Raw genomic sequence first — 15,292 nt, 5'->3', positions numbered from 1 at the left:
GAGGGAGGGGAGGGAATCCTCTCCCTTTCCATCATGTCAGAAAGGAGTGAAACGTATGTTTTCATATACGGTCAAACGCATTTTAACGGTCATTCCTGTTTTGCTTGGCATGTCGCTCGTCGTGTTTTTCATGATTCGTGCCATTCCTGGAAACCCTGCGCAAGTCATTTTAGGACAAAAGGCGACGAAAGAAGCGGTAGAGGCGTTAACGCATAAACTCGGATTAGACCAACCGTGGTACATTCAATATATAAAATATCTTGGCGGATTATTAAAAGGGGATTTAGGGGAATCCATTCGCACGGGGGTTGCGGTTTCACAAGAAATTTGGCCATATTTAGCGGCGACATTAGAACTATCTCTCGCAGCGATGTTCATTGCTGTGGTTATTGGTGTCAATGCAGGTATTATTAGCGCATGGTTTCAAAACTCTTGGTTTGATTATGTTGCGATGGTTTTAGCATTGATTGGGGTTTCGATGCCTATTTTTTGGCTCGGGTTGATGGAACAATGGATTTTTGCGATTAACTTAGATTGGTTCCCGACATCTGGACGAGAAGATGTACGAAATCCAATTGAACCGATTACCCATTTATATGTCATCGATACGTTGATTCAAGGAAATACAGAGCAGTTTTTTCAAACATTGCAACACTTAGTGCTTCCGAGTGTCGCTTTAGCGACAATCCCAATGGCTATTATTGCTCGCATGACTCGTTCAAGCATGCTTGAAGTGATGAAGTCGGATTATATTCGTACAGCACGTGCGAAAGGATTAAGCATGTTTTGGGTTGTGTACAAGCATTCGTTAAAAAATGCGATCATTCCTGTATTGACAGTCATTGGTTTACAAATGGGATTGCTACTTGGCGGGGCGATTTTAACGGAAACGATTTTCAGTTGGCCGGGAATTGGTCGGTACATTTATGAAGCAATTGGCTATCGCGATTATCCTGTCATTCAATCAGGCATCTTAATTGTTGCGATGATTTTTATTTTTATTAATTTAATTGTTGACCTTCTATATGCTGCAATTGATCCGCGAATTAAATATAACTAAAGGAGGGGAGCGTATTGGCTGAGCTGGCACGAGACGAGGTAAATGTTGTACAGCAAGAAGAAAAAGCAACATCTTTATGGAAAGAAGGATGGATTCGCTTTCGAAAAAATAAAATGGCACTCATCGGAAGTGGCATTGTGCTATTTTTCATTTTGCTTGCCATTTTCGCACCATTTATCGCTCCGTACGATATGAACGACCAACAACTATCCATGCGTTTGCAAGCACCATCGAAAGATCATATATTTGGAACGGATGATTTTGGACGAGACATTTTTTCCCGTGTCGTTTACGGGGCACGCATTTCGTTATGGGTCGGATTTTTTTCTGTGTTAGGTTCGGTTGTAATCGGCTCTTTACTTGGGATTATCGCAGGATACTATGGACGATGGGTTGATGCGGTGATTTCGCGCATATTTGACATTATGCTCGCATTTCCGAGCATTTTATTAGCGATTGGAATTGTGGCGGTTTTAGGACCGTCGTTGAAAAATGCGCTCATTGCGATCGCGGTCATTAACATTCCGAACTTCGGGCGTCTCATTCGTTCGCGTGTATTAAGCATTAAACAGGAAGAGTATATTACAGCGGCGAAAGCAATCGGCATGAGTGATGCGCGCATTTTATTCCACCACATTTTGCCGAATAGTATGGCACCTATTATTGTCCAAGGCACGCTTGCGATCGCAACGGCTATTATTGAAGCGGCAGCACTCGGATTTCTTGGGTTAGGAGCACAGCCACCAAATCCTGAATGGGGGAAAATGCTAGCTGATTCAAAAGCATATTTAACGCAAGCACCATGGACGATGATTTTTCCGGGATTGGCAATCATGTTAACAGTATTAGGATTTAACTTAATGGGTGATGGATTGCGCGATGCGCTTGATCCGCGTATGAAAAGCTAAAAGATGTCCCGCTGGTATGTCGGGACATCTTTTATTCTTGCTCTGGGGTAGGGACAACGTGCTCTTCTTTGTGGTAATGATGGAAGCTTTCGATCAGCGTGTCCAAATGTTCAAGCTGATGGCTATACTCAATAATCGCTCCGATAAGTGGGAATAGTTGATAATTTTCTTGCTTAATGCTTTGACCAGCATAATGGTTTAAAAACGAGTGGATTAATCCTTTTTTCCCAGAGCATGCTTCTGTAACGAATTGTGATTGTGGATCAGACTTTACCTTCCCAATGAACTTTAGCAATATTTGATCGTGATAATTTAACAGACAGTCGAGTTCGTTTTTTATAGCGTCTTGAAGTTCAGCAGATGTATGTGCCAGCTCGTTTTCTAAACGATGCAACAATTTTAACGTTTCTAGCGCTCGATTTGTTGCGACAATCATTTGGCGATATAACACAAGTTTACGCGATTTGCTATATTTATGTTTGCGAAAATATGTCCGTTCTTCTTTGTAAAGCAAATAAAGTTGATCTAGTTTCATCATGTTTTCTTTAAATTTTTCGATGTCTTCTTTTAATAAATGGTGTTCAGACGCGTGTCGCACGTTCATGCGAATCCATTTCAAAATATATTCCGTATATTCCACAATTTTCGTGTATAGCTTCTTTTCATACTTTGGCGGAAGAAATACTAAATTAACGATAAATGCTGCAAACACGCCTAACATAATTGTTGAAAAGCGAATAAGCGCAAATTCAATAAAGTGTTCTTCGGTATATTCCATAATTGCAATAACTGTCACAAGCGCAACAGAAATAGAGGATTCTAAACGAAGACGAAGAAATAACGCAATGACTAAAATGGCGGTTAGCCCAATAATAAATGGGTCGTGCCCGAAAACAAGCGTGAAAACGATAGCGAAAACTGCACCAATGACGTTTGCTTGCACTTGTTCAATTAAAGATAAATATGAACGGTAAATCGTTGGCTGCATTGCAAATACAGCTGAAATACCAGCAAACACAGGAGAAGGCAACTGCAACAGTTTCGCTAAAACTAATGCAAATGTAATCGCAATCCCGGTTTTAAAGACGCGGGCTCCAAGTCTCATCGTCGCTCAAATTCCTTTCTTTTTCATCATCTTGTTAGAACAACAAACAAATATACATGTTTTTCATCAGTATATCAAGATAAAAGGAAAAAAATTAAAAGAACTGCCCCATTTTTTTGAGGCAGTTCTTTTTGACGTTTATTCTGTCGATACGGATGGATCGGCTTGTTCCTTTTTTGGAATAACTTGAAAAAAGTGTTGCTCTGGTTGTTGTAACAACGGTTGAAGTGTTGCTGCTTCTTCATGCTGTTCATGTTCGATAAGTAAATCAATATATGTGCGAAGTAGTTCTTTGACGTCCGCTTTTCCTTTCTCGTTTAGCGGTTGAATTGCGACGTTTGCGCCTTTGGCGATTCGGCGTTCAAGGGCGGCTTTTGTTAAGCCCATTTCTGGTTGATGGCGTAAATAAACGACACCGCCTGTCATTCCTGCACAAATCCATGGACCTGGGTCGCCGAGAACGAGCCCGCGTCCGTTTGTCATATATTCAAAGGCAAATCCTTTAATGTTGGCGTGAACACCGATATTGCCGTGTTCAACTTCAGGAATTGGTTTTGTCACTTGACCACCGATAATCATATCCGCTCCTGATAAGCGAATGCCTGCACGTGCGTCAGCATTTCCTTGTACGATTAGCAATCCTTTTTGTGCTCCGTAGCCAAATCCTTTTCCGACTGAGCCATTATAAAACTTCCCATCTTTTCCTTTCGCTTTAAAGACGAAAATACCTCCGCCAAACGTTGTCTTTCCAGTTCCGTCTTGCGCTCCGCCGTCAACATGAATATGAATGCCAGCGACGTTATATGCACCGAGTCCATTGCCAGGTACAGATCCATCTTTATAACGAAGGGATATGTTTGGCAGCTTTTTATACGATCCGTCCAATCTACCACGCACACGATGGCATGCGACGCGGCTGCCGAGTACACGTTGTTCAGCTGTGACAGTTGAAAATTCGCGTGAACGATGTAAGTCTTCAACGTGATAATCTAAATATTCAGCTCCAGCCGCAACGGCCAGTTTTCCTTCTTCCGATGTCGCCGCGACTTCTTTTTGATACCATTGACCAATTTCTAATGGTTTTAATAACGTTGCTAAATTCATCCGATCGCGTCCGCGCGTTTGTTCAAGCAAATCAGAGCGACCGACAAGCTGTTGTAAGTTCGTATAGCCGAGAGAGGCGGTGAGCGCTTTTAGTTCCTCGCCAAATGCCGTAAAGAAACGAACTAAGTTTTGTACCGCTTGCTCGAATTGTCTCGGAACGAAACGGCGTAAACCATGTTCTTTCGCTTGTGCTTCCGATTCAATTTGCGTGGCGATTCCGACATGGCATGTATCTAAATGACAACCGCGACATGTTGTACATCCGATCGCAATCATCGCTAATGTGCCGAAGCCAACGCGGTTGGCGCCGAGAAGCATCACTTTGATCACGTCCATCGCGCTTTTTATGCCACCATCTGCCCAAATTTCAACTTGGTGGCGCAACCCAGCTTCTAAAAGCGCGTTGTGCGCCGCTTTCACGCCAATTTCTACAGGTAAGCCAACGTGTTGAATGGCATGGATGCGCGCTGCTCCTGTTCCACCGTCGAAGCCGCTTAGTGTAATAATGTCCGCACCAGCTTTTGCGATGCCGACAGCAATCGTTCCAATATTAGGGACGACTGGCACTTTGACAGCGACTTTCGCTTGGTCGTTTGCTGTTTTTAATTCAGCAATCATTTGCGCTAAGTCTTCAATCGAGTAAATGTCATGGTTGTTTGACGGTGAAATTAAATCAGAGCCGATCGTTGCGTTCCGTGCTTCAGCGATTTTAGCTGTCACTTTCGAACCTGGCAAATGACCACCTTCACCCGGTTTCGCTCCTTGCCCGATTTTAATTTCTAGTAAATTCGATGAGTTCAGCAGTTCCGCATTGACGCCAAATCGACCAGAAGCGACTTGTTGCCCCCGCGTGCGCGGATATTTGCCGAGCATATCTTTAATTTCGCCACCCTCACCGTTTAAGCTAATCATGTTCAGACGGTTCGCCGCCTCTGCATAAGCGCGAAACGCAATTTCGTTTTGCGAACCAAATGACATCGAAGCGATAACAAAAGGTAAGCTATGTTCACCGACAGAAATGTCCACGTGCTCTTTTTTAGCTGGCACGTCGGCCTGTTTTAAATCTGTTAAATGACGAATAGCTGTTGGCGTTTCTGTTTCGATTTCCGTCAATTTTTCGCGATATTGATCGTATGAGCCTGTTTGTGCCACTTCGCCGATCGCTTTCCAAATGCGTGGAAAGACGTGAAACGTTTTGCGCAACTTTGCTTGTTCTGTTTCAAAATCGTTTGCGCGTGCGATGGCGTCTTGTTTTAATGCTTCAAAATTTTGGGCAAGCGAATCAGAACCAAAAAAGTTAACAATATTTAATACAGCTGCGACTTCTTCATGCAAGCCGATCGATGAAAAGAGACGGCTGTACCCACGTAATTCATGAATACCAATCGTTGAAATGACTTTCTCAAGCCCTTTATTTAACGCTTGGAACAAATGGATCGCTGGTCGAGTGGACGAATCAGCAACTGTCGCAAACATTAAATATGGGCTAATGACGTTCGCGCCAAGTCCGTATGCAACGATGAAATCATGCAACGAACGAATCGCTCCAGAACGAAGAAGAAGCGAACAGTTTCTTCGCAATTGCGCTTTTGTTAACGCTTGATCGATGGCCGATATGACAAGAAGTGGATCGATCCATAAATGCCCATTTTGATGCGCTTTTGCATCGTCAATGACAAGCAACGTTTTTCCGTTTGCCGCAGCTGCGCATGCTTCTTCGCTTAAACGGGCGAGCGCCATTGGGATCGTTTCATGTTCAAAAAACGTGGCTGATATAAAGTACGTCAATTGTTTTTCTTCAAATGTATGAACGAGTTGGTCGTACGATGGTTGCTGCAACGTTTCTGTACAGTCATTTCCGAGTTTTCCCTCGATTAAAATAGGTGAAAGAAGCTCAACGGTATACGGATGTTCCTCGTTTGAGACGATACTTGGTCGTTTTCCGACGACAACGCGTGTAGAAAAATGTTCTGTTTCTCGGTCGCGGTCAATGGCAGGGTTTGTTACAACAGCCACACTTTCTTTTATAAAATCAGCAATGTTTTTTCGTTCAGGATCGATCGCTGCAAGCGGAGCATCGTGACCGAGCGAGCGAATCGGTTCTGCGCCTTTTTCTGCCATTTGCTCGAGCAATTGAATATGTTCACGATCCCAACCAAATGCAGCATATTGTCCGTTATGCACTTTTGTTGGTTGGGCCATAAGCACATACGTTTTGAACGTTGGCGTTTGGAGACGTTGGCGCATATTTTCGATATTTAAACGATTTCGAATACGGTTGTATACTTCTTGTTGATAATCTGCGTATTCATACATACGAATTGTTCCATCCGCTTGCCATTTTAAGCCGATTTTTTCTCCCGGCGCGAGCGGTTTTGGTTCTCCTGTATATTCGCATACAGGAATAATGCCTGGCTCAGATGCAAATACGTAACGGTGTTCTGTTTCAATTTTCCAAAGTGGCCGCAATCCGAGCGCATCGACGCTAAATACTGCCTCGTCTGCATGGCGAGAAATGATGCCTGCAGGTCCTTGGGCGAAATGTCCCCAAGCTTCGCGAATGTAGGTATATAAGTCTTGTAAATGTGCTGGATAGTTTTTTATTTCATTTACAATTGGCGGGAATAAAAAGTCCATCGCTTCAAATAACGTATAGCCATCTCGATAAATAAGTGTTTCCATCGTTCGGCTCAAGTCTTGCGAATCGCTTCCGCCGTTTGTCAATGGAACACCGATCATTGTTGCCTCTTCACGTAGTTTGGCAATCGTGTTAATTTCACCGTTATGACCTAAGACGCTAAACGGTTGTACACGGAAAAAGTTTGATAGTGTATTTGTTGAATAGCGATTATGGCCAAGTGTCATCGTAGATGCGACAAGTGGACTCGCTAAGTCATGATAATATTTTGGTAAAATATCTCCAGCTCCCATCACTTTGTAAATGGCATGATGGTTACTAAGGGAAGCGACATGAATATGTTCATCTTTCTCGATTTCAACCGTTAATTCAAATAATGTTTTAGATAACGTTTCGTTTTTGTTCGGTAAAAGGGCTACTTGCCAAAATACAGGCTCCTCGCGTAAAGCGATTGGACCGAGCGCTGAAGAAGAGGTCACGCGATCAGATTCAAAAATAAGATTGAGATGAAATTGAGCAAACAATTGACGCATACGTGCTTTTTTCTCTTCGACATTCGTTGTTCGCGTAATAAATATATGGCCAACAATAAAATCGTCGCGGTCGACGAGTTGAGGATCAAGATGGGCAGCAGCAAATTTTTCTTTCCAAAGCGCTTTCGGAATGTCAATATGAATACCGACACCATCTCCTTCACCGTTGATGAATCCGGCGCGATGATTCATTGTGACGAGGGCGTTAATACATGTTGTAATGTTTTCCTTTGTCGGAATGCGTCGTTTTTCAACCGCAGCGACAATTCCACACGCATCGTGTTCGTGTTCATAAAAATGTTGAAATGAAGTTGGATTCCACCGTTGTTTCATAGCATGCGGCTTGTAAGCGGCTTATTGCTCGCTTCTCGCCTTCGCCACCTCCTACACAAAACTTTTTTAAGAAATAAAATTTTCTGAATTTTATAGTCTATATTAGCACGTTTGCCAAAGAAAATCAATTATTTATTCATATTTTTGGATATAATATTCAGTTCATGTAACAAAACGTTCACGAATAATGTAAGCGTTTACATTGTTTTTGAGCATAAAAAACGAGGTAGGAATGGATTTCCTGCCTCGTTATGATTGTATATTTATTCATTTTTTAAGGATTTAAATGCGTGTCCTACCGCTTCGATTGTATATTCAATATCTTCTTCTGTATGGGATAATGTAATAAACCATGCTTCATATTTCGAAGGGGCGAGATTAATGCCTTGATGAAGCATAAGTTTGAAAAATTTTGCGAACATCTCTCCATCTGTCCGTTCCGCTTGTTCATAGTTTTCTACTTTTTCTGTCGTGAAGTATACAGTGAGCGCTCCTTTTAGGCGGTTAATCGTAATAGGAATATCGTATGTTTTCGCATGTGTTAAAATGCCAGCCTCTAACATCGCACCGAGGTGATCGAGATGTTCGTACACGCCTTCTTGTTGTAATACTTCTAAACAAGCAATACCCGCTAAAATGGAAGCGGGATTTCCCGCCATCGTTCCTGCTTGGTAAGCAGGGCCGAGTGGAGCCACTTGTTCCATAATGTCTTTTCTACCGCCGTATGCGCCGATTGGTAAACCACCACCGATAATTTTTCCAAGTGCCGTTAAGTCTGGTTCGATCCCAAGCAAGTTTTGAGCACCGCCATACATAAAACGGAAAGCGGTGATAACTTCATCATAAATGACAAGTGCGCCCGCCGCGTGAGCGATGTCGTTTATCGCTTGTAAAAAGCCTGGTTTCGGTTCGACGATCCCGAAGTTACCGACAATTGGTTCAACGAGAACGGCAGCTACTTCGCTTCCCCAACGATCCATCGCTTGTTTAAAAGCATCTACGTCATTAAAAGGAACAGTAATGACTTCTTGAGCGATGCTTTTAGGTACGCCTGCTGAGTCAGGTGTACCTAATGTAGATGGGCCAGAACCAGCCGCAACAAGAACGAGATCGGAATGCCCGTGATAGCAACCCGCGAATTTTACAATTTTATCGCGACCTGTGTAAGCGCGTGCGACACGAATTGTTGTCATGACAGCTTCTGTTCCTGAATTGACGAAACGTACTTTTTCTAGGGAAGGGATCGCTTCTTTTAACATTTTCGCGAACGTAATTTCATACGGTGTTGGCGTCCCGTATAAAACACCGTTTTCAGCCGCATGTTGAATGGCTTTTGTAATGTGTGGATGAGCATGTCCAATAATAATAGGGCCGTACGCTGCTAAATAATCAATATATTTATTGCCGTCTACATCCCAAAAGTATGCCCCTTGCGCTCTTTCCATCACGACGGGTGCACCGCCTCCAACAGCTTTATATGAACGGGAAGGGCTGTTGACACCGCCGACGATATGTTCAAGCGCTTCTTGATATAATTGTTCAGACTTCGTAAAATTCACGCGAAGCCTCCTCCTTTTATGTAAAAATTGTTTCACGGTGTTTATTTTATCACATTTATTTGAGCACACCATTTGTTGAGTTTAAACATTTTCGTTACACTATTAAATAGTGATTTCATGAGAGGTGAGGAACATGTATGCCATTGAAGTAGAAAAACTACGCAAGGAATTTAAGTCATACTCTAGCCGCTCCGGTTTAGCTGGTGCGTTTCGTGATTTGTTTACGAGAAACTATAAAATAATTCGAGCTGTGGACGATATTTCGTTTACTGTTAAACAAGGGGAAATGGTTGGCTACATTGGAGAAAATGGTGCAGGTAAATCCACGACAATAAAAATGTTAACAGGAATTTTAACGCCGACATCTGGACGAGTCGTTGTAAATGGAATGAATCCGCATAAAGAGCGGGAACGTTTCGTGCAGACGATCGGCGTTGTGTTTGGGCAACGATCACAATTATGGTGGGATATCGCCGTGCAAGAGTCGTTTCGATTGTTGAAAAAAGTATATCGTGTCTCTGATCAAGATTATAACGAGCATATGGATCACGTGATTGAAACGTTAGATATTGGTCCGTTGCTTGATAAGCCTGTGCGCAAGTTATCGCTAGGTCAGCGAATGCGCTGTGAGTTAGCAGCTGCGCTCATTCATAACCCGCCACTTTTATTTTTAGATGAGCCGACGATCGGTTTAGATGTGCTTGTAAAGTTAAAAATTCGTCAATTTTTAAAAGAAATCAATGAAAAATACAACACGACGATTTTATTAACGACGCACGATATGACAGATATTGAAGCACTTTGTGAACGCGTCATTATGCTTGACGAAGGAAAAATCATTTACGACGGATCATTGCAACGTTTAAAGCAAAATTGGGGAGAAGGAAAGCAAATTCATTTTCAATTTCGCGATATCGTCTCAAAAGAAGAGCTTATGCTACTTGTTGATGCGACGTGGGAACAAGGGGAAGATCGATATAGTTGGATTGCGCATGTTCGTGCAACGGATATGGCACATGTCATTGGAAAAGTCGTTTCTTCCTATGAACTAAAAGATATTCATATTCGCGAAGTATCGACGGAAGAAATTATTCGCAACATTTATGAAGAAGGGATTCATCATGGGTAAATACATTGAAATGATTCGTATGCGTTTTTTAATGATGTTAGCTTATCGCACGAATTATTATAGCGGTATTTTTATTTATAGTATTAATATTGGCGCGTATTATTTTTTATGGTCCGCCATTTATGGAGGGCAACCGTCTATTCAAGGAATGACAGTTGAACAAATGACAACGTATGTCGCGATCGCTTGGATGGCAAGAGCATTTTATTTTAATAACATTGATCGTGAAATTGCGATGGAAATTCGCGAAGGAAAAGTGGCGATTGAACTTATTCGTCCGTACAACTACTTAGTTATGAAAACGATGCAAGGGCTTGGGGAAGGGATTTTCAGATTACTTTTCTTCTCGCTTCCGGGAATGATTATCGTCACATTCGTTTTTTCGCTTCAATTTACAGCAAATGTTCATACATGGGGATATTTTGCTTTGTCGACAATGTTTAGTTTTATTATTAACTCTCAGCTCAACTTGATAGCTGGGATGGTCACGTTTTTTACGTTAAATGGAGAAGGGTTGCTTCGCGCCAAACGATTTGTTATTGATTTATTTTCAGGGCTTATTTTGCCAATTAGTTTTTATCCCGAGTGGGCACAACATGTGATGCACTATTTGCCGTTTCAAGCGATTAGTTACATTCCAAGTATGATTTTTACGGAAAGCTTTACAGGGGATGCTGTGATGAAAGGAATGATGTTTCAAGCGGTTTGGTGCGTCGTATTAATTGTGCCGATTTACGTATTATGGAAAGCAGCCAAACGAAAACTCATCATTCAAGGGGGGTGAACATATGTTTTACATATCGATTTTTTTTCAATATATGAGTCAATATGTAAAAACAAAGCTGCAATATCGTACCGATTTGCTCGTTGAGTTTTTGTCTGATTTAATGTTTCAAGGTGTGAATTTAATTTTTATCCTTGTTGTATTTGGGCATACGCAATTATTAAACGGATGGACGCGCGATGAAATTATTTTCATCTACGGCTTCTTTTTAGTTCCTTTTGCTTTGTTTGCTGCGTTTTTTAATATTTGGGATTTTAACGAAAGATATATTGTGCGTGGGGAAATGGATCGTGTATTAACCCGTCCTGTGCATAGTTTGTTCCAAATTGTGCTTGAACGAATGGAGTTAGAGTCGCTCCTTGGAGGAATTACTGGTTTAATTGTTATGGGCTATGCCGCATCAAGATTACATTTATCGTTTCATTGGTATGATGTCATTTTATTTGTGTTGTTCGTTTTAGGAGGGACGTTCGTTTACGCGGGCATTTTTATTTCATTAGCAAGCATTAGTTTTTGGTCTGATGCGCGTAGTTCGATTATGCCGATGATGTATAATATAGGAAACTACGGAAGATACCCTGTCGATATTTACAATCGCGTTATTCGCTACGTTTTAACATGGATTTTGCCGTTTGCGTTTGTTGGTGTATATCCGTCAGCGTATTTTTTGCGTAAAACGGAATGGTATACGTACTCGTTTTTGACGCCGGTGATGGGAATTGTTTGTTTTACATTGTCGGTACTGTTATGGAATGCAGGCGTCAAACGTTATCGCGGTGCTGGGAATTAATTTAAACATCCTCTCGTATATATGAGGAAAGGAGGGGATGTTGTGACGTATGTATGGATTGGGGTTATTGTTTTTATCATATGTATGAGCTTTTTCTCATTTTGGCAGACGAAGCGTTCTGGCATTTCGATAAAAAACTTTATTGCCATTTTATTTGTATATTCAACGACGATGATTGGCTTTGCGCTTGTATATACGATTTTGCATATAAATGGACATGTTGTTATGATGGAAAATGGGAAGAATATAGAGGCCTCTAACTTTTTGCAATATGTCGAAACAAGCCTATATTTTAGTGCGGTTACATTGCTTTCGGTCGGTTATGGGGATATTGTGCCGATTGGAATCGGTCGGTGGATTGCGATGGTCGAAGCGTTGCTCGGCTATGCGCTACCTGCCGCTTTTGTTGTTCGAACAGTAATGGATGCAGAAAGAGGATAGGAGGGGAAATATGGAAGCGCCTGACTTTACATTGCCAGCGAGCAATGGGGAACACGTCACATTGTCGCAATTTCGTGGGAAGTATGTCGTATTATATTTTTACCCAAAAGATATGACGCCAGGATGTACGACAGAGGCTTGTGATTTTCGCGATCATCATGAAGTATTTGAGGAACTCGGAGCGGTTGTAATCGGTATTAGCCCTGATTCAATTGTTCGGCATAAAAAATTTATTGAAAAACATCGCTTGCCGTTTTTACTGCTTGCTGATGAAAAACAAGACGCAGCGAAGGCGTATGACGTATGGAAGTTAAAGAAAAATTTCGGGAAAGAGTATATGGGGATTGAGCGTTCGACGTTTTTAATCGATCCAAACGGTCAAATCGTGAAAGAGTGGAGAAAAGTAAAAGTAAATGGGCATGTGGAAGAAGTGTTGAACGTTTTAAAAGAGGCGGTTGGCTCAAACAAATAAAAGGATCGTTGCGTACGATATAGTAGAGCACACACCTCCTCAAATATGTATGCGGCGATTCTTCAAGAGTCGCCTTTTTTCTTACCTAAAAATACAATTGACAAACAGTTTCATTTTTTTGTACACTATTTATAAAAATTATAAAGTAATAATTATAATTTTTATAAATGAAAGTGAGGTGCATGACGGTGACGCACGCACATCAATTAAAAGAAGCGCTTCACACGTTGAAAGAAACCGGCGTCCGTATTACACCGCAACGTCATGCGATACTCGAATATTTGATTCAGTCCATGTCCCATCCAACAGCGGATGAAATTTATAAAGCTTTGGAAGGAAAATTCCCAAATATGAGTGTCGCAACTGTGTATAACAATTTGCGTGTGTTTAAAGAGGTCGGTCTTGTCAAAGAACTAACGTACGGTGATGCGTCAAGTCGTTTTGATTTTGTTACGACACATCATTATCATGTTATTTGCGAAACGTGTGGGAAAATTGTCGATTTTCATTACCCGGGTTTAGATGAAGTCGAAGATTTAGCGGCGCATGTGACAGGATTTAAAGTTAGTCATCATCGGATGGAGATTTATGGAACGTGTCCAGACTGTCAAAAAGGGCATCATTAAAAAAAGCTGGTAGCGACGTGGCTATCAGCTTTTTTTGTTTCTTGTTTTTCGATTATATTTTTCATCAAACTCTTTTCCTTCAAGTGCTGGATCAAGAGTAAGTGGCTCGTTGCAGTACATACATACATCGACTCGCCCTAACATTTTTGTTACTTTATTGCATGAAGGGCAAACGACTTGTACCGTTTTTGTTGACAACATCCCAATCCAAAAATAGACGACTGTACTTGCGATAATAAACAACAAACCTAAAATCATAAATAATGTCATAACAATAGGTGATGTACGGAAAAATATACCTGCATACATCACGAAAAATCCGATAAAAATCAAACTTAACGCAAACGTACGAATTTTGTTGATCTTGCTTGAATATTTCACACCCACATATATCTCCTCCTAGGCATAACTATATCATAAGTTTTAAATAATAAGCAGGAGTTTTTTTAAAATTGTCGAATACGGTCAAACAATGTTGAAAAGTGGAGGAATCGGTTTATGGAAGATGTGTTGCGTCCGATTTACCAAGAGCGAGCTAGTCATCCGCAAACGCTCGGGATTTTAATGATTGAAAAAGGGTCGGATTACTCTCCGGAGACGGATTTGTTTGATGTCGTTTTATTTGTTATCGTTCGGGAAGGGGAGGAACCAGTTTTCATTAAACATTATGCGTTCGAAGAAAAAAGTGCATCATTGCACATTGTAGATGAACGTCAAGTGAAAGAATGGGTGTTGTTCGGTTCAAATCGAAAAGTGATGAATTGGTTGTTGAATGGGAAAGTTTTATTTGATCGGAATGAATATATTGAACAATGGCGGCAACGTCTATTGCAGTTTCCGGTGGACGAAAGAAAAGTAAAGATGGGAATAGAATTTGCTAAGTTAGTACGTCGTTATATAGAGGGACGAAGTTTTTTTGAAAAAGATCAATGGCTTGATGCGTACAATCACGTATTACATGCACTTCATCACTTAGCCCGTCTGTCTATTATCGAGAATGGTTTTTATCCCGAAGTAACCGTATGGAACCAGGTGAAACACATTGAACCACAAATTCATAAGCTATATGCTGAGTTAGTTGGAAGTGAAGAACCGCTCGATAAACGATTGCAATTGCTATTTTTAGCAAGCGATTTTTTTATCCATTCGAAGTTAAGACAAGGGGTAAGTCACTTGATACACGTGCTTCAAAAAAAGAAAACGTCATGGTCTATGGCGGAGTTGCTCGATGAACAAGAGTTGGCGGTATACGGGGTTGATTTAGCTATTTTGCTTGAATTTCTAGTTGAAAAACATATACTTTCCATTGAAAAAATTGCAACGAAAGGGCAAGGGGTGTTTCATAGACACTACATGATTGAAAAAAAATAAAGAAAAGGTGTTGACGTTTAAAAATGTTCATGATATATTTTTAATCGTCGCTGCTGAGATGTGGCGGCGGTTAAAAATAAAGGTTGTTGACATCAAGTTTATGATGTGATAGTATAAAAAAGTCGCTTCAAAAGCGACGAGATGTTCCTTGAAAACTGAACGAAGCGAAAAGCGTACAGAAGCTAAGGATAACTTTTCTATGGAGAGTTTGATCCTGGCTCAGGACGAACGCTGGCGGCGTGCCTAATACATGCAAGTCGAGCGGACGATTCAAAAGCTTGCTTTTGAATCGTTAGCGGCGGACGGGTGAGTAACACGTGGGCAACCTGCCCTGTAGACGGGGATAACACCGAGAAATCGGTGCTAATACCGGATAACACGAAAGATCGCATGATCTTTCGTTGAAAGGCGGCGCAAGCTGTCGCTACAGGATGGGCCC

At 41.4% G+C, this 15,292-nt stretch carries 13 protein-coding genes and 1 rRNA gene; 10 read left to right on the top strand and 4 right to left on the bottom strand.

Annotated elements, in window-relative coordinates; translation table 11 throughout:
* Positions 1 to 55: 55 nt before the first annotated feature.
* On the top strand, positions 56 to 1,060 hold the full coding sequence (locus tag LH47_RS07340) for an ABC transporter permease (protein WP_043966111.1): 1,005 nt from the start codon (positions 56 to 58) through the stop codon (positions 1,058 to 1,060).
* Positions 1,061 to 1,074: 14 nt separating this feature from the next.
* Positions 1,075 to 1,968, top strand: a complete 894-nt coding sequence (gene nikC, locus LH47_RS07335) for a nickel transporter permease (protein ID WP_043966110.1) — start codon at positions 1,075 to 1,077, stop codon at positions 1,966 to 1,968.
* Positions 1,969 to 1,999: 31 nt separating this feature from the next.
* Here nikC and LH47_RS07330 read toward each other — a convergent pair whose 3' ends face one another.
* The 3 genes from LH47_RS07330 to LH47_RS07320 all read right to left on the bottom strand — a co-directional run bounded on the left by LH47_RS07330 (position 2,000) and on the right by LH47_RS07320 (position 9,240).
* The gene (locus tag LH47_RS07330) at positions 2,000 to 3,073 is read right to left on the bottom strand and encodes an FUSC family protein (RefSeq protein WP_043966108.1); all 1,074 of its coding nucleotides are present in this window, start codon (positions 3,071 to 3,073) and stop codon (positions 2,000 to 2,002) included.
* Positions 3,074 to 3,211: 138 nt separating this feature from the next.
* Positions 3,212 to 7,681 (bottom strand): glutamate synthase-related protein, encoded by a 4,470-nt coding sequence (locus tag LH47_RS07325; RefSeq protein ID WP_043966106.1) that lies wholly within the window; start codon positions 7,679 to 7,681, stop codon positions 3,212 to 3,214.
* 263 nt (positions 7,682 to 7,944) lie between these two features.
* Complete coding sequence (locus tag LH47_RS07320; protein WP_043966104.1) at positions 7,945 to 9,240, bottom strand: glutamate-1-semialdehyde 2,1-aminomutase; 1,296 nt, start codon at positions 9,238 to 9,240, stop codon at positions 7,945 to 7,947.
* Positions 9,241 to 9,373: 133 nt separating this feature from the next.
* Here LH47_RS07320 and LH47_RS07315 point away from each other — a divergent pair, with 133 nt between their 5' ends.
* The 6 genes from LH47_RS07315 (at position 9,374) to perR (ending at position 13,482) form a co-directional block, all read left to right on the top strand.
* Positions 9,374 to 10,369, top strand: a complete 996-nt coding sequence (locus tag LH47_RS07315; RefSeq protein ID WP_043966102.1) for an ABC transporter ATP-binding protein — start codon at positions 9,374 to 9,376, stop codon at positions 10,367 to 10,369.
* Positions 10,362 to 11,153 (top strand): ABC transporter permease, encoded by a 792-nt coding sequence (locus tag LH47_RS07310; RefSeq protein ID WP_043966100.1) that lies wholly within the window; start codon positions 10,362 to 10,364, stop codon positions 11,151 to 11,153. The genes LH47_RS07315 and LH47_RS07310 overlap by 8 nt, the downstream gene beginning before the upstream one ends.
* A 4-nt stretch (positions 11,154 to 11,157) precedes the next feature.
* Complete coding sequence (locus LH47_RS07305; RefSeq protein ID WP_043966098.1) at positions 11,158 to 11,943, top strand: ABC transporter permease; 786 nt, start codon at positions 11,158 to 11,160, stop codon at positions 11,941 to 11,943.
* A gap of 42 nt (positions 11,944 to 11,985) precedes the next feature.
* Entirely contained in the window at positions 11,986 to 12,384 is a 399-nt protein-coding gene (locus LH47_RS07300) for a potassium channel family protein (RefSeq protein ID WP_052585026.1), read from the top strand.
* A gap of 10 nt (positions 12,385 to 12,394) precedes the next feature.
* Entirely contained in the window at positions 12,395 to 12,856 is a 462-nt protein-coding gene (gene bcp / locus LH47_RS07295) for a thioredoxin-dependent thiol peroxidase (RefSeq protein WP_043966094.1), read from the top strand.
* A gap of 182 nt (positions 12,857 to 13,038) precedes the next feature.
* Positions 13,039 to 13,482, top strand: a complete 444-nt coding sequence (gene perR, locus LH47_RS07290; protein ID WP_026011847.1) for a peroxide-responsive transcriptional repressor PerR — start codon at positions 13,039 to 13,041, stop codon at positions 13,480 to 13,482.
* A gap of 24 nt (positions 13,483 to 13,506) precedes the next feature.
* On the opposite strand, the gene LH47_RS07285 is transcribed toward perR, so the two are convergent.
* Positions 13,507 to 13,869, bottom strand: coding sequence for a YgzB family protein (locus LH47_RS07285; RefSeq protein WP_043966092.1), 363 nt, complete (start codon positions 13,867 to 13,869; stop codon positions 13,507 to 13,509).
* A gap of 111 nt (positions 13,870 to 13,980) precedes the next feature.
* Between LH47_RS07285 and LH47_RS07280 the strand changes: the two genes are divergently transcribed.
* Both LH47_RS07280 and LH47_RS07275 read left to right on the top strand, forming a co-directional pair.
* Entirely contained in the window at positions 13,981 to 14,853 is an 873-nt protein-coding gene (locus tag LH47_RS07280) for a nucleotidyltransferase-like protein (protein ID WP_043966090.1), read from the top strand.
* Between the two features lie 196 nt (positions 14,854 to 15,049).
* Positions 15,050 to 15,292, top strand: a 16S ribosomal RNA gene (locus LH47_RS07275); the annotation flags it as partial.

The sequence above is a fragment of the Anoxybacillus thermarum genome, from assembly GCF_000836725.1.
GTDB lineage: Bacteria > Bacillota > Bacilli > Bacillales > Anoxybacillaceae > Anoxybacillus > Anoxybacillus thermarum.
This window is presented reverse-complemented; position numbering and strand designations above follow the sequence as displayed.